Annotated in this window: 18 protein-coding genes, 1 tRNA gene and 1 pseudogene; 7 read left to right on the top strand and 13 right to left on the bottom strand. The window is 30.7% G+C overall.

Annotated elements, in window-relative coordinates:
- Positions 1-7: 7 nt before the first annotated feature.
- The 5 genes from pckA to L8V77_RS04295 are packed head-to-tail and all read right to left on the bottom strand — an operon-like array spanning position 8 to position 7,479.
- Positions 8-1,582, bottom strand: a complete 1,575-nt coding sequence (gene pckA, locus L8V77_RS04315) for a phosphoenolpyruvate carboxykinase (ATP) (RefSeq protein ID WP_263706871.1) — start codon at positions 1,580-1,582, stop codon at positions 8-10.
- Between the two features lie 10 nt (positions 1,583-1,592).
- On the bottom strand, positions 1,593-3,377 hold the full coding sequence (locus L8V77_RS04310) for a biotin/lipoyl-containing protein (protein ID WP_263706869.1): 1,785 nt from the start codon (positions 3,375-3,377) through the stop codon (positions 1,593-1,595).
- A 58-nt stretch (positions 3,378-3,435) separates the two neighbouring features.
- Positions 3,436-4,770, bottom strand: coding sequence for a sodium-dependent transporter (locus L8V77_RS04305; protein WP_263706867.1), 1,335 nt, complete (start codon positions 4,768-4,770; stop codon positions 3,436-3,438).
- Between the two features lie 9 nt (positions 4,771-4,779).
- Positions 4,780-6,117: a sodium-dependent transporter gene (locus tag L8V77_RS04300; protein WP_263706866.1), complete on the bottom strand. Its 1,338-nt coding sequence runs from the start codon at positions 6,115-6,117 to the stop codon at positions 4,780-4,782.
- 9 nt (positions 6,118-6,126) lie between these two features.
- Positions 6,127-7,479: a sodium-dependent transporter gene (locus L8V77_RS04295; RefSeq protein WP_263682350.1), complete on the bottom strand. Its 1,353-nt coding sequence runs from the start codon at positions 7,477-7,479 to the stop codon at positions 6,127-6,129.
- 197 nt (positions 7,480-7,676) lie between these two features.
- Between L8V77_RS04295 and L8V77_RS04290 the strand changes: the two genes are divergently transcribed.
- The 5 genes and pseudogenes from L8V77_RS04290 (at position 7,677) to L8V77_RS07690 (ending at position 9,926) form a co-directional block, all read left to right on the top strand.
- Positions 7,677-8,000, top strand: coding sequence for a F0F1 ATP synthase subunit C (locus L8V77_RS04290; protein ID WP_012661906.1), 324 nt, complete (start codon positions 7,677-7,679; stop codon positions 7,998-8,000).
- 26 nt (positions 8,001-8,026) lie between these two features.
- Positions 8,027-8,112 (top strand) — tRNA-Leu (locus tag L8V77_RS04285).
- Between the two features lie 18 nt (positions 8,113-8,130).
- Positions 8,131-8,565, top strand: a complete 435-nt coding sequence (locus L8V77_RS04280; RefSeq protein ID WP_263663465.1) for a hypothetical protein — start codon at positions 8,131-8,133, stop codon at positions 8,563-8,565.
- Between the two features lie 65 nt (positions 8,566-8,630).
- A pseudogene (locus tag L8V77_RS07695) lies at positions 8,631-9,398 on the top strand (PAS domain-containing protein); the annotation flags it as partial.
- Positions 9,378-9,926, top strand: coding sequence for a methyl-accepting chemotaxis protein (locus L8V77_RS07690; RefSeq protein ID WP_412175022.1), 549 nt, complete (start codon positions 9,378-9,380; stop codon positions 9,924-9,926). The pseudogene L8V77_RS07695 and the gene L8V77_RS07690, both read left to right, overlap by 21 nt.
- 11 nt (positions 9,927-9,937) lie before the next feature.
- Here the strand turns inward: L8V77_RS07690 and L8V77_RS04270 are convergent, their stop codons facing one another.
- The 8 genes from L8V77_RS04270 to L8V77_RS04235 all read right to left on the bottom strand — a co-directional run bounded on the left by L8V77_RS04270 (position 9,938) and on the right by L8V77_RS04235 (position 18,542).
- Complete coding sequence (locus tag L8V77_RS04270; RefSeq protein WP_263706864.1) at positions 9,938-11,101, bottom strand: metal-dependent hydrolase; 1,164 nt, start codon at positions 11,099-11,101, stop codon at positions 9,938-9,940.
- Positions 11,098-12,000 (bottom strand): NAD(P)H-dependent glycerol-3-phosphate dehydrogenase, encoded by a 903-nt coding sequence (locus L8V77_RS04265; RefSeq protein ID WP_263706862.1) that lies wholly within the window; start codon positions 11,998-12,000, stop codon positions 11,098-11,100. The genes L8V77_RS04270 and L8V77_RS04265 overlap by 4 nt, the downstream gene beginning before the upstream one ends.
- Before the next feature lie 2 nt (positions 12,001-12,002).
- Complete coding sequence (gene gatB, locus L8V77_RS04260; protein ID WP_263706861.1) at positions 12,003-13,421, bottom strand: Asp-tRNA(Asn)/Glu-tRNA(Gln) amidotransferase subunit GatB; 1,419 nt, start codon at positions 13,419-13,421, stop codon at positions 12,003-12,005.
- A 123-nt stretch (positions 13,422-13,544) separates the two neighbouring features.
- Complete coding sequence (locus tag L8V77_RS04255; RefSeq protein ID WP_039668715.1) at positions 13,545-14,225, bottom strand: F0F1 ATP synthase subunit A; 681 nt, start codon at positions 14,223-14,225, stop codon at positions 13,545-13,547.
- Positions 14,226-14,287: 62 nt separating this feature from the next.
- Positions 14,288-15,796, bottom strand: coding sequence for a phytoene desaturase family protein (locus L8V77_RS04250; RefSeq protein ID WP_263706859.1), 1,509 nt, complete (start codon positions 15,794-15,796; stop codon positions 14,288-14,290).
- Positions 15,787-17,127 (bottom strand): DNA repair protein RadA, encoded by a 1,341-nt coding sequence (gene radA, locus L8V77_RS04245; RefSeq protein ID WP_258108000.1) that lies wholly within the window; start codon positions 17,125-17,127, stop codon positions 15,787-15,789. The genes L8V77_RS04250 and radA overlap by 10 nt, the downstream gene beginning before the upstream one ends.
- Before the next feature lie 3 nt (positions 17,128-17,130).
- On the bottom strand, positions 17,131-17,997 hold the full coding sequence (ftsY, locus tag L8V77_RS04240) for a signal recognition particle-docking protein FtsY (protein ID WP_263663458.1): 867 nt from the start codon (positions 17,995-17,997) through the stop codon (positions 17,131-17,133).
- Positions 17,997-18,542, bottom strand: coding sequence for a TlpA family protein disulfide reductase (locus L8V77_RS04235; RefSeq protein WP_263706856.1), 546 nt, complete (start codon positions 18,540-18,542; stop codon positions 17,997-17,999). Before L8V77_RS04235 ends, ftsY begins: the two co-directional genes overlap by 1 nt.
- Before the next feature lie 67 nt (positions 18,543-18,609).
- On the opposite strand from L8V77_RS04235, the gene L8V77_RS04230 reads away from it, so the two are divergent.
- Together L8V77_RS04230 and rny are read left to right on the top strand one after the other, a co-directional pair.
- Complete coding sequence (locus L8V77_RS04230) at positions 18,610-19,239, top strand: 5-formyltetrahydrofolate cyclo-ligase (protein ID WP_214124961.1); 630 nt, start codon at positions 18,610-18,612, stop codon at positions 19,237-19,239.
- Positions 19,163-20,716, top strand: coding sequence for a ribonuclease Y (gene rny, locus L8V77_RS04225; protein WP_039628788.1), 1,554 nt, complete (start codon positions 19,163-19,165; stop codon positions 20,714-20,716). Before L8V77_RS04230 ends, rny begins: the two co-directional genes overlap by 77 nt.
- The last annotated feature ends 4 nt before the right edge of the window (positions 20,717-20,720 follow it).

The raw sequence follows: 20,720 nt of genomic DNA, 5'->3' as shown, positions 1-20,720 counted from the left end.
ACTCTTTTTAGATAGCAGGACCAGCTAATTTAAATTCTGCTCCTTCTTTTACATCTTCATAGCGTTTAAAATTTTCTATAAACATTTTTGCAAGCTTTAATTTGGTTTCCTCATAAGCTTTTTTATCTTCCCAAGTATTAATAGGATTTAATAGCTTGCTTTCTACACCTGCTAATTCTTTTGGAACTGCAAGATTAAATAAATCATAATTTTCAAACTCACAATTTTGTATACTACCATCTAAAATCGCATTAATGCAAGCTCTAGTAACTTTAATGCTCATTCTTTTGCCTACACCATAAGCTCCACCGCTCCAACCGGTATTTACTAGATAAACATTCACATTATGCTTGCTGATTTTTTCGCCCAAAAGTTTTGCATAAACAGTTGGGTGTAATGGCAAAAACACTTCTCCAAAACAAGCTGAAAAAGTCGCAACAGGTTCGGTAATGCCTCTTTCAGTACCTGCTACTTTAGCAGTATAACCACTTAGAAAATAATACATTGCTTGTTCTTTACTAAGCTTACTAACCGGAGGTAAAACACCAAAAGCATCCGCTGAAAGGAAAATAATATTACTAGGATGACCTGCACTAAGACTTGGCTCGTGATTTAAAATATGTTCTATCGGATAAGAAACTCTAGTATTTTCAGTTTTAGAACCATCATTAAAATCAACGCTTAAATCATCTTTTAAAACTACATTTTCTAAAAGTGCATTTTGCTTTATAGCTCCATAAATTTCTGGCTCACTTTGAGGGTCAAGGTTAATACATTTTGCATAACAACCTCCTTCAAAATTAAACACACCCTCATCATCCCAACCATGCTCATCATCGCCTATTAATTTTCTTTTTGGATCGGTTGAAAGAGTAGTTTTACCTGTACCGCTAAGTCCAAAGAAAAGCGCCACATCACCTTTTTCTCCAACATTAGCACTACAATGCATAGGAAGTTTATTTTCTAGCGGAAGCCAGTAATTCATCATAGAAAAAATTCCTTTTTTCATCTCTCCACCATACCAAGTCCCACCAATTACTGCTATATTTTTTTCTATGTTAAAAATGACAAAAACTTCTGAATTTAAACCATCTTCTTCATAGTCTTCATTCACACATTTGCAAGCATTATACACTACAAAATCAGGTTTAAACTCACCAAGCTCTTCTTCTTTTGGACGAATAAACATATTTTTTACAAAATGCGCTTGCCAAGCAATTTGTGTTACAAAACGCACAGCTTTGCGACTTTTTAACGAAGCACCACAATATGCATCTTGGATATAAATATCACTATTACTAAGCTGCTTTTTAGCTTTTGCTAAAAGTTTTTCAAATAATTCCTCGCTAATAGGTTGGTTAATCTTACCCCAAGCAATATATTTTTGTGAAGGATCTTGTTTTACAAAATATTTATCCTTAGGACTTCTTCCGGTAAAAATTCCCGTATCCACACTAAAAGTGCCATTTTTAGTACATACACCTTCATTGCTATTTTTTTCATGTTTTAAAAGCTCATCATAACTAAGATTATGAAAAACTTGCCCGATATTTTCTAAACCTAAATTTTCTAAACCTATCATTTTTGCCTCCTTATTTATAAGTCATTAAAACCTGGCCTTCACTTACACTCTCACCAGCATTTACTAAAAGTTCTGCAATTTCTCCATCTTTACTTGCACTAACTTCAATCTCCATTTTCATAGCTTCAAGCACAGCTACAACTTGACCTGCTTTAACACTGTCATTTTCTTTTACTAAAATTTTAAATACATTTGCATTCATACTCGCAATGATGGCATTAGCACTATCATCTACTTGTGTCTTTTTCACTTCTGTTTTGTCTGAATTTACCTTGACAGCACTTTTAACATTAACATCTCTATCAAAACCTGCACTTACTTCCACATGATATTTATTACCATTAACTGAAACGGTAAATTGATTTTCATTAATAAGACTTGGTTTTAATTTGCTATTTTTTCTAACATTAACCTTAGCTTCGCCTTTTAAGAAAGCTATGCCTTTTTCTTTACAAGCTGCAACGATAAAAATATTTTCTTCACTTGCTTCTAAATTTTCTTTTTCCAATAAGTTTTTAATATAAGCTATACTTTTACTCTCATCTGCATCAGCAATATCTGTAGCTAATTTTGTAGTTGGTTCTAATTTTAATTGCTCGCTTGCAAGCTTAATTACTTCAGGATCTGGAGCAACAGGAGTTTTTCCAAAATATCCTAAAACCATTTTTCCATATCCATCTGCTATTTTTTTCCAAGGACCAAACATTACATTATTAAAAGCTTGTTGAAAATAAAATTGCGATACAGGAGTAACCGAAGTACCATAACCACCTTTTTCTACCACTTCTTGCATGGCTTTTATAACTTGAGGAAATTTATCTAAAATATTATTATCTCTCATCATTTGTGTATTAGCAGTTAATGCTCCACCTGGCATAGGTGAAAAAGGTATTAAAGGATTTACCGCTGTTGCTTCAGGTGGTAGAAAATAATCTTTTAAACAATCTTTTAACACTTCTTCATATTTTAAAATTTTTTCTTCATCCAAACCAAGATCAAAATTACTTCCCTTTAGAGCATGAAGCATAGTTAAAATATCAGGTTGAGAAGTACCACCACTAACAGGAGCAGCAGCCAAATCTATACCATCAATACCTGCCTCTAAAGCTGCTAAATAACATGCTATACTCACCCCTGCAGTTTCATGCGTATGTAATCTTATATGCATATTTTCAGGTAAGTTTTTTCTAGCCATTTTAATAACTTCATAAATTTTATTTGGATTTGAAGTTCCACTTGCGTCTTTAAAACAAATACTATCAAAAGGAATTTGCGCTTGTAGGATTTCTTTTAAAATTCTTTCATAAAAAGGTACATCATGCGCACCTTTACATTTTGGAGGTAAATCCATTAAAGTAATAGTAATTTCATGTTTTAAACCATGCTTAACTATACATTCTCCACTAAATTTTAAATTATTTACATCATTTAATGCGTCAAAATTTCTTATGGTGGTTGTGCCATGTTTTGCAAACATTTTTGCATGTAAGTCAATAATTTCTTTACTACCTGTATCAAGTGCTACGGTATTAACCCCTCTTGCAAGAGTTTGTAAATTTGCTTCTTTTCCAACGATAGCTCTAAATTTATCCATCATTTCAAAGGCATTTTCGTTTAAATAAAAAAATAGGCTTTGAAACCTAGCTCCACCGCCAAATTCAAAATGCTTAATATCTGCTTCTTTAGCTGCTTCTAAAGCAGGAAAAAAGTCATTCATCAAAACTCTAGCACCATAAACAGATTGAAAACCATCTCTAAATGTGGTATCCATCACATCAATTAATTTTTTAGCCATAATTTTTCCTTATTTTTGCATCTTTGCAATTATAACCTTACTTTCTTAAAAAATAAATTTATAAAATTTGGTTTAACATAATGATAATAATCGCAACAGGCGCAACAAATCTGAGTAAAAAATACCATATTTCAAAAATACTTTTACTCATAAATTTAGAAAACAAATTATAGATTTTCATTTTATCTACAAAAAATCCTACAAAAATAGCACTAGTAATAGCTCCAAGTGGGAGCATAAAATTAGAAGTTAATTTATCCAAAATATCAAAAAAACTTAGACCAAAAAAGCTAAAACTATCTCCATAACTAGCACTAAAAGATAAAATACAACTCATCCCTAAAAGAAAAACCACAAAACCTATAAAAACCAAAGCTTTTTTTCTTGAAATTTTATATTCATTCACAAGATAAAAAGTAAAAGGTTCTATCATAGAAACTGCTGAAGTAATCCCTGCAAAAAACAAAGCCAAGAAAAAATAAAAGGCTAAAAAATGCCCAAAGATAGCACCTAAGTTGGAAAATAAAGTCGTTAAAGATATAAATACAAGTCCAGCACCTTCTGCGGGATTGGCATTAAATTTAAATATAAAAGTAAATACAATAAGCCCCATCATTAAGCCTATGCTGATATTTAAAAGCACAATTATGGCTGAACTTGTGATTAAATTTGTATCATCTTTTAATGAAGCTGCGTAAGTAGTAATACAACCTATACCTAAACATAAGGTAAAAAAAGCAAGGCCTAAAGCTGTTAAAACCGAGTTTAGATTAAGTTTAGTAAAGTCAGGATAAAACAAATAAACAAAAGCTTCTTTAAAACCATCTTGAAAAAAGCAATACACTAGCATTAATACAAGCATGATAAATAAACTTGGCATGATCCAAACATTCAGTTTTTCTATACCACTTTTAACCCCTCTTGAGACAACAAACAAGGTAAGAAAAAAAGCAATTAAAAAATACAAACTACTTTCTAAAATACTATTTTGTATTAAATTTCCAAACAAAGCTCCTGCCTCTTGGGTATTACTAGGCAAATAATAAATCGAAGTTATCATGTATTTTAAAACCCAACCCATAATAACAAGATAAAAAGATAATACAAAAATTCCACCAAGCATAAAAAATCCCGCAAATTTCCATTTTTGAGCATATTTAGTTGCTAAGCTTTTATAGGCATTTACAGGATCACTTTGACTTAATCTCCCCATAGCAATTTCAGCCAAAAATACACAAAATCCCACACTAATAGTCAAAAGCAAATACAAAAGCACAAAAGCAAAACCACCATTTTGCCCTACTAAGGTTGGAAATTTCCAAGCATTTCCAAGCCCTATAGCACCACCTGCAACGGCTAATACAAAGCCTATTTTAGAAAATTTATCATTCATTTTAATGCCTTAGAAAAAAAGCTGTCTGGCCATGATTAAAATCACTGCTAATGGAGAAATATATCTTAAAAAGATATACCAAATTTCAAAATACACCCCGCGCATAAAGGGATGAAATAAAATTTGCAAAGCCTCTTTTTTAAGCACAAAACCCACAAAAAACGCTGTAATTAAAGCAGAAATTGGCATTAATAAATTTTGTATGAAAAAGTCTAAAATATCAAAAAAACTTTTTCCAAAGAAATTTAAACTTGGCGCACTTACATGATAAAAAGAAAGTATAGATAAGCTTCCAAGAAAATAAACAATCACACCTACAAAAAGCAAAGCTTTTTTTCTTGAAATTTGATAACGATTTATAAGATAAAAAGTAAAAGGTTCTATCATGGAAATAGCTGAAGTAATCCCTGCAAAAAATAAAGCTATAAAAAAGGCTATGGCTAAAACATTTCCTAAAAATCCTAATTTTGCAAAAAGTGTTGTTAATGATATAAATATAAGCCCTGGACCTTGTTGGGTAGGATCAGCCCCAAATTCAAATATAAAAGTAAATACAATAAGCCCCATCATTAAGCCAATGATAGTATTAATAATAATAATATTTAAAGCACTACTTATAAAATTTGTTTTATCAGGCAAGCTTGCTGCGTAAGTTAAAATCACACAAACACCCAAAGACATACTAAAAAATGCAAGCCCTAGTGCATCTAATATAGAATTAACACTTAATTTTGAAAAATCAGGTACAAACAAAAACTCACTTGCTTTAGAAAAACCATCCATACTAAAAGAATACCCAAGCATTAAAATAAGTAGTATAAATAAACTTGGCATCATCCAAACATTGAGTTTTTCTATACCACTTTTAACACCTTTTGATACTACATAAAAAATAACTATAAATACAAAAGTAAAACATATAAATTGAGATAAAACATCATTAGAAAGTAAATTTCCAAAAATAGCGCCTGCTTCATTTGTATCTTTAGGTAGTTCAAAAAATCCAAAATAAGCATATTTTGCTATCCAACCTATCACAACACTATAAAAAGACACTAAAATAATAGCACCAAGCATAAAAAATCCCGCTAGTGACCATGCCTTTTTATTTTTTGGTGCTAAAGTATAATAAGCATTTACAGGATCTTTTTCGCTAAGTTTTCCTATGCTAAGTTCTGCTAAAAATATTACAAAAGCCACACCCAAGGTTAAAAGTAAATACACCACTACAAAAGCTGAGCCGCCATTGTTACCCACTAAAGTTGGAAATTTCCAAGCATTTCCAAGCCCAACGGCTGAACCTGCCACTGCTAATACAAAACCTATTTTAGAAAATTTTTCATTCATCTTTTAACCTTAAAAAAATAATTGTTTTATCATGATTAAAATCACCGCCAAAGGTGAAATATATCTTACAAAAAAATACCAGCACTCAAAGTATTTACCCCTCATATAAGGATAAAATAAAGTTTGCAAAGCTTCTTTTTTAAGTACAAAGCCTACAAAGATTGCACCAAATAACCCACCCAAAGGCATCATTAAATTTGAAGCTATAAAATCTAATATATCAAAAAAACTTTTTCCAAAAAATTCCAAAGAATCTTTACTCCACTCAATTCCTGATAAAATACACAAACTTCCCAAAAAATACACAATGAAAGCTATAAAAATCAAAGCTTTTTTTCTTGTAAAATTATAAGAATTAATTAAATAAAAGGTTAAAGGTTCTATCATGGAAACTGCTGAAGTAATCCCTGCAAAAAACAAAGCTATAAAAAAAGCTATAGCTAAAATATTTCCCAAAGGTAAAAAGCCAATTGGATCAATATTTGAAAACAAACTCATTAAAGATACAAAAATCAAACCTGGACCTTGCTGAGCTGGATTGCCATTAAATTCAAATATAAAAGTAAATACAATAAGTCCCATCATAATACCAATGATAATATTAATAATAATAATATTAATAGTACTTGTAATAAAATTTGTTTTATCAGGCAAACTTGCAGAATAAGTTATAATCGAACCCACTCCAATAGATAAAGAAAAGCAAGCAAGTCCTAAAGCACTCAAAAACGCCCCTACCCCAAGCTTAGAAAAATCAGGAGAAAACAAAAACTCACTCGCTTTAGAAAAACCATCCATACTAAAAGAATACCCAAGCATTAAAATAAGTAGTATAAATAAACTTGGCATCATCCAAACATTGAGTTTTTCTATACCACTTTTAACACCTTTTGATACTACATAAAAAATAACTATAAATACAAAAGTAAAACATATAAATTGAGATAAAACATCATTAGAAAGTAAATTTCCAAAAATAGCGCCACTTTCTTCTATGCTTTTTGGTAAAGGAAAAAATCCAAAATAAGCATACTTCACAATCCATCCTATAATCACACTATAAAAAGAAACAATCAAAATAGCGCCTATTAAAGAAAAACCGACTATAGACCAAGCTCTTTTGTGTTTTGGTGCTAAAGTATAATAAGCATTTACAGGATCTTTTTCACTAAGTTTTCCTATACTAAGTTCTGCTAAAAATATCACAAAACCTACACCCAAAGTCAAAAATAAATACAAAAGTACAAAGGCTGAGCCTCCATTTTGTCCTACTAAAGTTGGAAATTTCCAAGCATTTCCAAGCCCAACGGCTGAACCTGCCACTGCTAATACAAAGCCTATTTTAGAAAATTTATCATTCATAAAAATAACCTTAAATTTTATAAGCACATAAAAAACATTTAATGTAGCTAAAAAAAACTTTAATTTATTTTAAAATATGCTTATTAATTTAAATTTCAATAATTTTAAAGCTATATTAATATATAATTTCGCTTTTATAAATCACGAGTAGGGATACGCAAGCCGAAAGGATTTAAATTTTATATCGAGGGAATACTATGAAAAAAATCGTATTTTTAATGCTAGCTTTAAGTGGTTTTGCATTCGCTGCTGAAGGCTCTATGAATCAATGGTTAGCTTCTTTTTCTATCTTAGCAGCAGGTTTAGGACTTGGTGTTGCAGCTTTAGGTGGTGCTATTGGTATGGGTAATACTGCGGCAGCAACTATAGCAGGTACTGCTAGAAACCCTGGTCTTGGTGGTAAATTAATGACTACTATGTTTATTGCTTTAGCGATGATTGAAGCTCAAGTTATCTATGCACTTGTTATTGCTCTTATCGCTCTTTATGCTAATCCATTCCAAGCATTAGTAGCAGCTTAATCACAAAAGCCCTTTTAGGGCTTTATGCGGTTATGGTGGAACTGGTAGACACGCCATCTTGAGGGGGTGGTGCGCTCAGCGTGTGCGAGTTCAAATCTCGCTAACCGCACCATTTAAGGAATTTTAAAAAATGGTTTTTTATCTCTTAATTAGCGCAATAGCTTTTTTAATTCTTTTTTTTGCTATTAAAAAATATACACTAAAATTAGATGAGCAAGCCTTACTTGAACCCATTAAAAATGATATCTATCCTGAATTTTGTGATCTTATTAACGAAGAAATAAGAAATATCAAAAACAATCTTTTACAAAACACTTTTACACTTCAAAATGAAAATAATAAAGATGAATTTTTGGAAAATTTAAGCGATATGAGCAGAAAGCTTAACCATATTCAAACTATGAATTTAAGTAAAAAAAGCAATGCTTTGTGGGAAGAAGCTCTTTTTGACTTTTTAAAAGAGCTCGAAAAGCTTAATGAACAATACTTAAAGAATAGTGATGAGATTAATGATTCAATCAGAACTTCTTTGCAAGAAAAATTTTCTAATTTAACAAAAAACTAACACAAACAAATTATTTATTTCAAAAAACACTTTATAATTTTAAGCTATTTTTATAAAGGAAATTCATGTTTGTCAATAAGAAAAAAATCAATGAGCAAATTATTCAATTAGAACAATCTAATCAAGCTTTTCAAGATATACTTAATGCTATTAGCAAAACTATGGCGATGATAGAATTTCAAACAGATGGGACCATCATTAGCGCTAATGAAAATTTTCTAAAAACTATGAATTACTCTCTAGATGAAATTAAAGGAAAACACCATAGTATGTTTTGCTTACCTGAAGTAGTAAAGTCTCAACGCTATGTTGATTTTTGGAGAGATTTAAAAGGTGGTAAATCAAGAAATGGTCTTTTTAGACGCATCGCAAAAGGTGGAAAAGACATTTATCTTGAAGCTAATTATCTTCCTATTTTAGATCAAAATAACAAAGTATATAAGGTTATTAAATTCGCCAATGACATTACTCAAAGGCACTATGAAATGCTTGATTTAAAAAACACCATAGATGCAGCTAATCGTTCTATGGCTATTATTGAATTTAATCCTTATGGAGAGATTTTAAATGCTAATGAAAACTTCACTCAAACTATGGGTTATTCATTAAGTGAAATCAAAGGAAAGCACCATAGTATGTTTTGCGAAGAAAAGTTTAGAAACTCAAAAGAATATACAATTTTTTGGGAAGAATTAAGAAGTGGTAAATTCCAATCAGGAAAATTTATACGCTTTGGTAAAAACAATAAACTAATCCACCTAGAAGCAAGCTATAATCCTATCAAAAATGATGATGGAGAAATTTATAAAGTTATTAAATTTGCAACAGATATTACCGAGCAAGTTGTAAGAGATGAGGAAAAACTAAAACTCATTAGCGAGCTAGCAGAACAAAATGATAATTTAACTCAAGAAGGTGATAGTGTTATAGAAAATACGGTTCAAAATATTCAAAATATTGCCGAGATGATGAATAATAGTAGTAATTTAGTTTCATCATTAAATGAACAATCAGAAGAAATCAAAAATATTATTCAAACTATTAGCGATATAGCAGATCAAACCAATCTTTTAGCACTAAATGCTGCCATAGAAGCAGCGCGTGCTGGAGAACATGGACGTGGTTTTGCTGTGGTTGCTGATGAAGTTAGAAATCTAGCTGAAAGAACTGGACATTCAGTAAATGAAATTACTACTACCATTAATTCTATTAGAAATGTAACAGCTGAAGTGGTACAAAGTATTAAAGATGGTTTAAGTGGTGTAAATCAAAGTGTGGATTTAGCCAAAGAAGCTAGAGAATGTATGGAAAAAATTAGAAACAGCTCAGCTCAAGTAGCACAAGCTATGCAAAATAAATAAGAGTTTTTAGCTTAAAAGCTAAAAACTTTTCCTGCTATAAAGCTTTTTTCTACCTTACCTTGCAAGGTATCATTTGCATATAAACCCTCCCCTTTAAAAGAAAGATTTTCTTCAAATACAACCAAATCAGCATCAAAACCAAGTTCTATTTTACCTTTGTTTAATCCTAAAAATTGCGCTTGATTATAGCTTGTAAAATCACATAATCCTTTCCAAGTTAAAATACCTTCTTTTACTAAATATGTAAAACATAAACTCATATACATAGCTATGGCATTAATTCCAAAGTCTGCTTCATCAAAAGCTAAATCTTTTTTAGTGCTAGGAGTATGCAAAGAGCTTAAGAAAGTAATTTTTTTATCTTGAAGTAATTTTTTAAGACCTGTTAATTCATTTTTTGCTCTTAGTGGAGGTAAAATTTTTGCTTGAGTATTGAAATTTTCACAAGCGTTTTCATCTTTGATTAAATGATGGATTGAAATTTCACTATATTGATCATGTAGTAATTCAAATGATCTTGTAATTGCTAAAGAGTTAAAACAAGCTTTGTTTTTATAAAACTCCACCAATTCTTTCATTTTTGCTACTTCACTAGTCTCAGCTATATCACTAATTCCTATAAGTCCTAATTCAAAACTTGTTTGCCCGTCATTCATCACCCCATGATCATCAAAATTCTCATCAAAACACTTTAAAAACACCGGAGTTGATTTCATATTAGCATATTGCATGCACTGTCTTAAATAATTTGCGCCTAAAGTACTTGAAAGCTCCAAGCCTTTTGCACCCATATCAATTAAGGTGGCGATATTTTTTAATTTTTCTGTTTTATCTAATACATTAATAGTAGGTAAAACATTAATATCTAAAGATTTTAATTTATCAAAATAAAGTGCATAGCCTTGAGTGTTAGCTTCTAAACTATCTTTTAAAACAATAGTCCCTACCCCGCCTTTTAAGCATGCTTTTTCAAGATCATATAATTTATCTATACTAAATTCATTATCAAGCAAACTAACATTCAAATCAATAAACGAAGGAAGCAAAGTTTTGCCTTTTATATCAACAATATGCTCATCATCTTTTAAATCATTAGCAATTTGAGTGATTTTTCCATCTTCTATTTTAAGATCAAGTACTTGTTCACCATAAATTTTTGCATTTTTGATAATCATGATATTTCCTCCTTTGATGACATCAAATCTTTCAAAGATTCCCAAGCATTTTTACCCTCTAGCATTAAAACCACTTCATTAACAATCGGGGCATAAATTTGAAATTGCTTTGATAAGGCATGTATGGCATAAGCAGTTTGCACTCCTTCGGCTACCTCTCCAAGTTCCATTAAAATATCTTTTATGTTTTTACCACTAGCCAAACTCAAACCTACTCTATAATTTCTTGATAGATTGCTTGAAGCTGTTAAAAATAAATCTCCAGCCCCACTAAGTCCTAAAAATGTTTCTTCTTTAGCACTAAAAAACTGCCCAAAACGGTGCATTTCTACTAAACCTCTTGAGACTAAAGAGGCTCTTGCATTATTGCCTAAATTTAAGCCATCACAAACTCCGCTTGCAATTGCTAAAACATTCTTATAAGCACCACAAATTTCAGCACCTTTAACATCAGAACTTGTATAGGTTTTAATATAGTTTGGAAAAAAACTCGCAAATTGATTACAAAGTTCTTGATTTTTACCACTAATAACCAAAGCACAAGGTTTTTTTTCTAGCACTTCGCTTGCAAAAGAAGGTCCACTTAAAAAACAAAGTCTATCACTACTTATGAACTCACCAAAAACCTCATCCATAAATTTTAAACTTTTGCAATCAATGCCCTTAGAAGCTACAAGAATTTTTTGATTTAAATCTTTAAAATTATTTACAAGCCACTCATGTATTCCTTGAGCATATAAAGCAAAAACCAAATATTCATACTCTAAAGCTTCTTTGGTGCTAACAAAATAAGAAAGATCTTTTTCGTGAAAAGAAGTTATCACGCATTCATTTTTAACACTCAATGCATCATATAAAGCACTTCCCCATTTTCCTGCACCAATAACTGCTATTTTCATATTTAACCAAGTTTTGCTTTTAAAATTTCATTTACCTTAGCAGGATTAAACGCACCCTTGCCTGCTTTCATTGCTTGACCAACAAAGAAACCAAAAAGTTTATCTTTACCACTTTTATATTCAGCTACTTTATCTTCATTGTTGGCTAAAATTTCATCAACAATCTTTTCAATAGCACCATCATCGCTTACTTGTTTTAAACCAAGTTTTTCAATAGCATCATCAATTTCAACTTCTGTATTTTCAAACACATAAGCTAAAATATCCTTACCTGCTTTAGCACTAATAACACCTTCTTCTATACGTTTAATTAAAACAGCTAATTTTTCTTGTTTTATAGGTGAGTTTTCTATAGTTAATTCACCTTTTAAAAGTCCCATTAACTCGGTCGTAAGCCAAGTAACACAAAGTTTTGGATTTAATTTTTGATCAATTAAATACTCAAAATATCTACAAAGCTCTAATGAAGAAACAATCACTTCACTATCGCTTTCTTTAATACCTAACTCACTAACAAATCTAGCTTTTTTCTCATCAGGAAGTTCAGGTATATCTTGACTTAGCATTTCATCATCTAAAATTACAGGTAAAAGATCAGGATCAGGAAAATATCTATATTCAGCAGAATCTTCCTTGCCTCTCATACTTCTAGTAACTAAATTAACCGTATCAAATAATCTTGTTTCTTGCACAACTTCTTGATCGTATTTTCCATCTTCCCAAGCTTCACTTTGGCGTTTTACTTCATACTCAATCGCCTTTTGGATAAAACGGAATGAATTTAAATTTTTAATCTCCACTCTAGTATAAAGCTTATCATCACCCTTTGGACGAATACTAACATTAGCATCACATCTAAAACTACCTTCTTGCATATTTGCATCTGAAATATCTAAAAATCTTATAATAGAATGAAGCTTTTTCAAATAAGCCACTGCTTCATCAGAACTTCTAAGTTCAGGCTCGCTAACGATTTCAAGCAAAGGTGTACCTGCTCTATTTAAATCTACTTTTGAAAAATTACTTTCATGTATATTTTTCCCCGCATCTTCTTCTAAATGAGCTCTAGTAATACCTATGCGTTTATTTTCTCCATTTACATTAATAAACAACTCGCCATTTTCTACTATAGGAATGTCAAATTGCGAAATTTGATAAGCCTTTGGTAAATCAGGATAAAAATAATTTTTTCTATTAAAAATACTTTTTTTATTTATAGTTGCATTAACTGCTTTTCCAAATGCTATAGCTTTTTTCACTGCTTCTTGATTTAATACAGGCAAAGCACCTGGTAAAGCTAAACATGTTGGGCATACATTAGTATTTGATTTTTCTCCAAAAGAAGTTGCACATGAACAAAAGATTTTTGTTTTGGTATTTAATTGTGCATGAACTTCAAGTCCTATAACAACTTCAAACATTAAAATTTTCCTTAGAATTTTTTGTTTATTCTAGCGTTTTTTATTTCAAAAAGAGTTTAAAAAAGAATAAAAGAGGAATAATAAAAAAGAAAAAAGCAAAAAATATTTTTTGCTTTTTAAAAATTAATGATGTTCATCAACTACAGTTGCACCTGCTAAATAAACATAAGTTAAAATCATAAAAATAAAAGATTGCAAAAATGCCATAAAAGTTAAAAGCATATAAGCAGGCAATGGCGCAACCCAAGGCACAAGAGCTAAAATAACTGCTAAGAATAAATCATCTCCCTTGATATTACCAAATAAACGGAAAGATAAAGAAATAACTCTTGAAAAATGAGAAACCACTTCTATAGGAAACATTAAAGGTGCTAGAATTTTAACAGGTCCCATAAAATGTGCAAAATACTTAAAAAATCCTTGAGTTCTAATGCCTTCAAAATGATAATATACAAATACTATAATAGCCAAAGAAGCACTAAAATTTAAACTAGCACTTGGAGCTTCAAAACCTGGGATAATTCCTATGATATTACTAAAAAACACCATAAAACCTATAGTTGCAACTAAAGGCAAGTATTTTCTAGCAGCTTCATCACTACCCATGGTATCTCTACCCATGCTTAAAATGCCTTCCATATAAGCCTCAGCTAAATTCTGACTACCTCTTGGGACAATTTGCATGGATCTTGTAGCAAGTTTTGCTAAAATCAAAGAAATCACAACCACTATACCCAAATGAAAAAAGTATGCAAAAGTGTGACTAGAATCTATAAAAGAACTAAATAAAAATAAATCTTTCATTAAAAATCCTTAGCAGAATAAATATTTCAAAGCTAATATTATAAAAAAAAATTGCTTATATTTTAATGAAAATTCATTTTATTAGCGCAAAAATATCCTCCTAAAATCGCACCTGTAAAACCACCTCCAGGAAATATAAAAGCATTAGCAAAATATAAATTTTCTATACTTTTACTTTTGTAATGCAATCTATATTTAGCCCCTTCTTGATCTTGAGAAAATCCATAAATTGCACCCTCATAAGCTTTAGTATATCTTTGTATAGTTTTTGGCGTGGCTAATTCTTGATGGATTAAACATGAACTTAAATTTGGAAAAATCTCATCAAGCCTTTGCACTATGGCTTTTAATACTTCTTCTTTTTTGGTTTTATAATCTTGCTTATTTAAATCCCATTCACTATAATTTGAACTAAAAGCTACAACACCTATGTATCTATCGCTAGCTAAACCACTATCAATTTTAGAATAATTCACAAAAGCCATAGGTCTTTTTTTGATATCTAGTTTTAAAATATTAGTATTTTCATATGAACTATTTAAAAAATCATCTTCAAATATAAAATTACAATAATCCATATTTTCATAAATTTTAGAAATATCTTTATCATAAATAAAATAAGCACTTACCAAAGAACAAGCACGCTGTTTAGACTCTATTGCTTTGATTTCTTGGGTTAAATTTAAATCTTTAAGCAAGTCTTTATATACGATTAAAGGATCACAATTTGCAATGATATTTTGCGCATAGATGGTGTGTTTTTGATTATTTTGAATGTATTCTACTCCATAAGCTTTTTGATCTTTTGTGAGTATTTTAACAACTTCAGCCTTAGCTAAAACCTGTCCTTGATTTTCTTTTATAACCTCAGCCAAAGCATCACTTAAAGCTTGTGAGCCACCTTTAATATATACCCCACCATCATAATAATGCTTTTGAGCAATGCCATGAAAACTAAAAATAAATTCCTTACTATCATGATGATAATAACTCATATTTGCATTTAAAATCTTTTTTAACTTATCATTTTTAATATAAGCATTTAAAACATCATAAACTTTTTTATTAAACAATCTATTTTTGATAAATATCCAAGAAGTGCTAAATGGAAATAACAATAATTCACTTAATTTTAAATCCCAAGGAAACCTTCGAATAGCATAAGCTTGCGTTTTTATAGCTTTAAAATATTTATCAATACCTTTGCATTCTTGTGGAAATTCCTTTTTTAAAACCTCTTTTACTCTTTCTATACCGTGAGGTAAAGTTAGATTATAATTTTTACTTTTAATACTCCATGCACTTGGTAAAGGTAAAATTTCAATTTTATTTTTTATACCAAGTTTTTCAAAAACCAAATGCTTCATGTCAGTTTTTGCTTCACCTAGGTCCATTTCATGAAGCCCCGCATCAATCAAAGCACCTTTTCTTTTAAAACAAGTAGCACAACCACCGATTAAAGAATGCTGTTCTAAAACTAAAACTTTTTTACCATTTCTAGCTAAAAAAGCACCCGCACTTAAGCCTCCAAGACCTGAACCTATAATGATTACATCAAATTTTACATCCATTCTAAAACCTCACGTAATTCTTTGGCTACAAAACATTTTAAACCAAGTTCTTCCATAGGTTTAACCGGCACTATGGCATTTTTAAATTTTTGCATTTTAGCTTCTTTTAAACGCACATCAAGCGAAAATACTTCTTTAATCTCACCATTTAAACTAAGCTCACCCACAAAAACACTATCTTTGCTTAAAGGGCGGTTTTTAAAACTTGAAATAATCGCTGCAACCACCGCTAAATCTGCCGCAGTTTCACTAATTTTCACCCCACCACTTACATTAATAAACACATCATAATGTCCCAAAGGAATTTCAAGCTTTCTCTCAAGTAAAGCTATGAGCATATCTAAACGATTTTTTTCATAGCCTGTTGCACTGCGTTTTGGGTAAGCACTCTCACAAACTAAGGCTTGAATTTCTAGTACTAAAGCTCTGCTTCCTTCCATCACTACACTCAAAGCGCTACCACTTACTGCCTTACCACGCGTAAAAAATCTATTAGCTATGTCTTTAGCACTAATTAAACCCTTAGAAGTCATTTCAAAAATACCAACTTCGGAAATATTTCCAAAACGATTTTTAAAACCTCTTAAAATCCTTATTTCTTTATTGGCATCACCTTCAAAATAAAGCACCACATCTACCATATGCTCTAAAATTCTAGGTCCAGCTATAGCTCCATCTTTAGTAATATGACCTATGATAAAAGTGCTAATATTATTAGCCTTAGAATAGCGCATTAACTCAAAAGTAATTTCTCTAACTTGAGTGATACTACCTGCTGCTGAAGTAATTTTATTAGAATATAAAGTTTGAATAGAATCAATAATTAAAATTTCATAATCTTTTTTAGAAAGCTCGCTTAAAATATCTTCCAAGCAAAGTTCAGTAAGTAAAAATAAATTCTCGCAATTTGCATTCAAACGATCTGCGCGCAGTTTGATTTGAGATTTACTCTCCTCTCCACTTACATAAAGTACTTTTTTACCACTTTTTGCCAAATTGGAAGCAATTTTTAATAAAAGTGTGGATTTTCCAACCCCAGGTGAACCCCCAATTAACACCAAAGAGCCCACAACAAGCCCACCACCTAAAACTAAATCAAGCTCATTATCGTCAGTGCTAATGCGAGTGAAATTTTCTGCTATAACGTCATTTATACATACTGCAGAACTTGGAGTGTTTGAGAGTGAATTTAACTCTTTTAAAACCTTAATTTGTTCTTGCTTTAGCTCAACAAAACTATCCCAAGAACCGCATTCAGGACATTTGCCTAGCCATTTACTTTGCTGATTTCCACAAGCTTGACATTCAAATAAAATATGTTTTTTAGCCATAAATTATGCAAAAATCTCTTCAACTAAAGTTTTAACGTATTCATTAGGATTAAACTCATGAATTTGTCCTAGCTGCTCCCCTACTCCTACATATAAAATAGGAAGCTCAAGTTCTCTTGCTATGCTAAATAAAGCTCCACCTTTAGCGGTTCCATCAAGTTTTGTAATAATCACTCCATCAAGTTTTACTAAATCATTAAAAGCTTTTGCTTGCAAAATTCCTGCCACACCTTGAGTGCCATCAAGTACAAGGATTTTTCTATGAGGAGCTCCCTGCATAGCTTTATCACTTATACGAACAATTTTTTCAAGCTCATTAGCAAGATTTTTTTGATTTTGCAAGCGTCCTGCTGTATCTAAAATAACCCTATCATAGTTTTTTGCCAAAGCTTTAGAAATAGCATCATAAGCAACTGCTGAAGGATCATGTCCTTGTGAAGTAGCTATGATATCTATATCTAATTTTTGCGCCCATAATTTTAACTGCTCTATAGCTCCTGCTCTAAAAGTATCACAAGCTCCAAGTATAACCTTTTCACCATTTTCTTTATACAAATGTGCCATTTTAGCAATGCTTGTGGTCTTACCCACTCCATTTACACCTAAAATCAAATCCACAAAAGGTTTGGCATTAGCAAGTTCTGGCTTATCATAAATAAAATAAGTTCCCATAACACGCTCTAAATCAGCCTTTTTGACCTCATCATTTGGAGGAAGATAGTAAATAATCTCTTCAACTATTTCATACGCCACATCAGCTTCTAAAAGCATTTCTTCAAGCAAATCTTTAGTAATGATTTTATTTGAAGCCTTAACTAAATGAATACTTTCTAAGGTTTTTTTCAAACCATTTTTTAAAAATCCAAACATCACATTATCGCTTTTTGTATATCTATATCTAACATTTCTTCAGGGATTATCCCTAAATACTCTTTAATCTTTTCACCTTTTGTATTAAATAACACCATTGTTGGTACAGAACTGACATTTAAAACTTTAGAAAAAACAAAATTATTCTCTCCTATAGCTACTGGAAATTTAATTTTTTCATCTTCTATAAAAGTTAATATTTCTTGCTCCTTATTCTCTTCTAAAAAAAGCGCTATTACTTCAAATCTATCTTGATATTTATTATTTAAATTATTTAAATGTGGAATTTGAGCCTTACAAGGTGCACACCAAGTCGTAAAAAAAACAAACAACTTAGCTTTAGCTGTATCATCAAAATTAAATGCTTGCTCATGATATTTCACATACATTTTTCTACCATCTAAAAATTTTAAAGTAAAATCAGTATTTTCACTTTGAGTTAAACTTGCATTATCTGTATTTTCAATGCTAGAATTTTCTTTATCACTAGAGCATGAAGCAAAAAATACCGCGATAAAAATTACTAAAAAAATTTTAAATTTCAAGTCTTATCCTTATGATTTTTTAAGCTTAAAAGTATAACATAAAAAGTTAAAAACTTTAAGGAAAGCCTTGATAAAAAACAATTTTAGAATAAAACAAAAATCCAAAATGCATTTAAAATTAAAGTATCAATACAAAAGGGATTTTTTGGTTTTTCAAGAAATAATGAAAATTCTAAATTTATACAAAAATTGTAAAAATATCCTTATATATATCCCTTTAAAATATGAAATTAATCTTTATAAATTCAGGCATTTTCTAACAAAAAAATATCAAATTTTCGTCCCATTTATGCAAGATAAAAGTTTAAAGGTAGTAAAATTAAGATTAGCTCTTGAAAAAAAGAGCTTTGGGGTGTATGAGCCAAAAGATTCTTTTTTGCAAACTCGCATTGATGTTGCGATTATCCCTGTAATAGGCGTAGATGCAAAGTTAGGAAGAATCGGTCATGGTCAAGGTTTTTACGATAGGTTTTTTGAAAGTATTTCTTATAAAAAACCTTTGGTTATTTTTACGCAAATGATCGATGCAAAATCTGATCAATTTTTTAGCCAAGATCATGATATAAAAGGAAATTTTTATATAAACCCTTATAAAAAATATTTTAGGAAAGTTAAAAACAATGATAGAAATATTAGTCGCATTAATAGCCGTTTTTATAGGCGGAGGGATTGGGTATATAGTCGCCAAAAAGATTAATGATGCAAATTTCAATATCTTTTTAGAGCAAGCAAAAGCAAAAGCAAAAGCCATTGAATATGAAGCTGAACTAACACTTAAAGATGCTAAAAATTCGGTTGCTGAAGCTGAATTTGCGGCAAAGAAAAAATTTGATGAAAAAATTCAAAAACTTCAAAAAGAACATTCTATTAAACTAGAAGAGCTTAATAAAAAAGAACAAAATCTTCATTATCAAGAAAAACTTCACGAGGAAAACAAAAACAAGCTGGCAAAAGAACAGCAAGCTATAAAAGCTTTACACGAGGAAAATGAAAATTTAAAACAAAATTATGAAACAAAGCTTAGTGAAGTATTAAAAATTCTTGAGCATTCAGCTGGTCTTACACAAGAAGAAGCAAAAAATATAGTTTTACAAAAAGTAGAAGAAAACTCAAGAGCTGAAATTGCTCATATTGTTAGAAAATACGAAGAAGAAGCTAGAAATGAAGCCAAAAGAAAAGCTAATTTTATCTTAGCGCAAGCTACTTCAAGATTTGCAGGGGAATTTGCTGCTGAAAGATTAATTAATGTGGTAAATATCAAAAATGATGAGCTAAAAGGTCGTATTATAGGTAAAGAAGGAAGAAATGTTAAAACCTTAGAAATGGTTTTGGGTGTTGATATTATCATCGATGATACACCTGGAGCAATTATAGTAAGTTGTTTTAATCTATATAGACGCGCCATTGCTACAAAAGTGATTGAACTTTTAGTTGAAGATGGCAGAATTCAACCTGCAAAAATAGAAGAAATTCATGAAAAAGTTTGCAAAGAATTTGAAGATAATATCTTAGAAGAAGGTCAAACTATAGTAATGGATTTAGGGCTTAATAATATCCATCCTGAAATTGTTAAATTAATAGGAAAATTAAGATATAGAGCAAGTTATGGCCAAAATGCTCTAGCACATTCTTTAGAAGTGGCACATTTAGCTGGAATCATAGCAGCTGAGTGTGGCGGGGATGAAAAATTAGCAAGAAGAGCTGGGATTTTACACGATATAGGCAAGGCTTTAACACATGAATTTGAAGGCTCTCATGTGGATTTAGGAGCTGAACTTTGCAAAAGATATAAAGAACATCCTGTTGTGATTAATGCAATTTATGCTCATCATGGGCATGAAGAAGCTATTAGCATAGAATCAGCTGCAGTTTGTACAGCAGATACACTAAGCGCTGCACGCCCTGGTGCAAGACGTGAAGTTTTAGAAGCCTTCTTAAAAAGAGTGAGCGAACTTGAAGATATAGCAAAAAGTAAAGAAGGGGTTAAAAAAGCTTATGCTATTAATGCTGGTAGGGAAATTAGAGTTATTGTTAATGCAAAATTAGTCAATGATGATGAATCTGTGCTTTTAGCTAAAGAAATAGCTGAAGAGATTCAAGAAAAAGTTCAATACCCTGGCGAAATAAAAGTCAATGTCATCAGAGAGCTTAGAGCGATTGATTTTGCAAGATAAGGTT

The sequence above is a fragment of the Campylobacter sp. IFREMER_LSEM_CL2127 genome (assembly GCF_025771745.1).
Taxonomy (GTDB): Bacteria; Campylobacterota; Campylobacteria; order Campylobacterales; family Campylobacteraceae; genus Campylobacter_D.
This window is presented reverse-complemented; position numbering and strand designations above follow the sequence as displayed.

Excerpts from the sequence above, each read along its gene's own strand:
- pckA (WP_263706871.1), bottom strand. The coding sequence starts at position 1,582 with ATGATAGGTTTAGAAAATTTAGGTTTAGAAAATATCGGGCAAGTTTTT.
- L8V77_RS04310 (WP_263706869.1), bottom strand. The coding sequence starts at position 3,377 with ATGGCTAAAAAATTAATTGATGTGATGGATACCACATTTAGAGATGGT.
- L8V77_RS04305 (WP_263706867.1), bottom strand. The coding sequence starts at position 4,770 with ATGAATGATAAATTTTCTAAAATAGGCTTTGTATTAGCCGTTGCAGGT.
- L8V77_RS04300 (WP_263706866.1), bottom strand. The coding sequence starts at position 6,117 with ATGAATGAAAAATTTTCTAAAATAGGTTTTGTATTAGCAGTGGCAGGT.
- L8V77_RS04295 (WP_263682350.1), bottom strand. The coding sequence starts at position 7,479 with ATGAATGATAAATTTTCTAAAATAGGCTTTGTATTAGCAGTGGCAGGT.
- L8V77_RS04290 (WP_012661906.1), top strand. The coding sequence starts at position 7,677 with ATGAAAAAAATCGTATTTTTAATGCTAGCTTTAAGTGGTTTTGCATTC.
- L8V77_RS04280 (WP_263663465.1), top strand. The coding sequence starts at position 8,131 with ATGGTTTTTTATCTCTTAATTAGCGCAATAGCTTTTTTAATTCTTTTT.
- L8V77_RS04270 (WP_263706864.1), bottom strand. The coding sequence starts at position 11,101 with ATGATTATCAAAAATGCAAAAATTTATGGTGAACAAGTACTTGATCTT.
- L8V77_RS04265 (WP_263706862.1), bottom strand. The coding sequence starts at position 12,000 with ATGAAAATAGCAGTTATTGGTGCAGGAAAATGGGGAAGTGCTTTATAT.
- gatB (WP_263706861.1), bottom strand. The coding sequence starts at position 13,421 with ATGTTTGAAGTTGTTATAGGACTTGAAGTTCATGCACAATTAAATACC.
- L8V77_RS04255 (WP_039668715.1), bottom strand. The coding sequence starts at position 14,225 with ATGAAAGATTTATTTTTATTTAGTTCTTTTATAGATTCTAGTCACACT.
- L8V77_RS04250 (WP_263706859.1), bottom strand. The coding sequence starts at position 15,796 with ATGGATGTAAAATTTGATGTAATCATTATAGGTTCAGGTCTTGGAGGC.
- radA (WP_258108000.1), bottom strand. The coding sequence starts at position 17,127 with ATGGCTAAAAAACATATTTTATTTGAATGTCAAGCTTGTGGAAATCAG.
- ftsY (WP_263663458.1), bottom strand. The coding sequence starts at position 17,997 with ATGTTTGGATTTTTAAAAAATGGTTTGAAAAAAACCTTAGAAAGTATT.
- rny (WP_039628788.1), top strand. The coding sequence starts at position 19,163 with ATGATAGAAATATTAGTCGCATTAATAGCCGTTTTTATAGGCGGAGGG.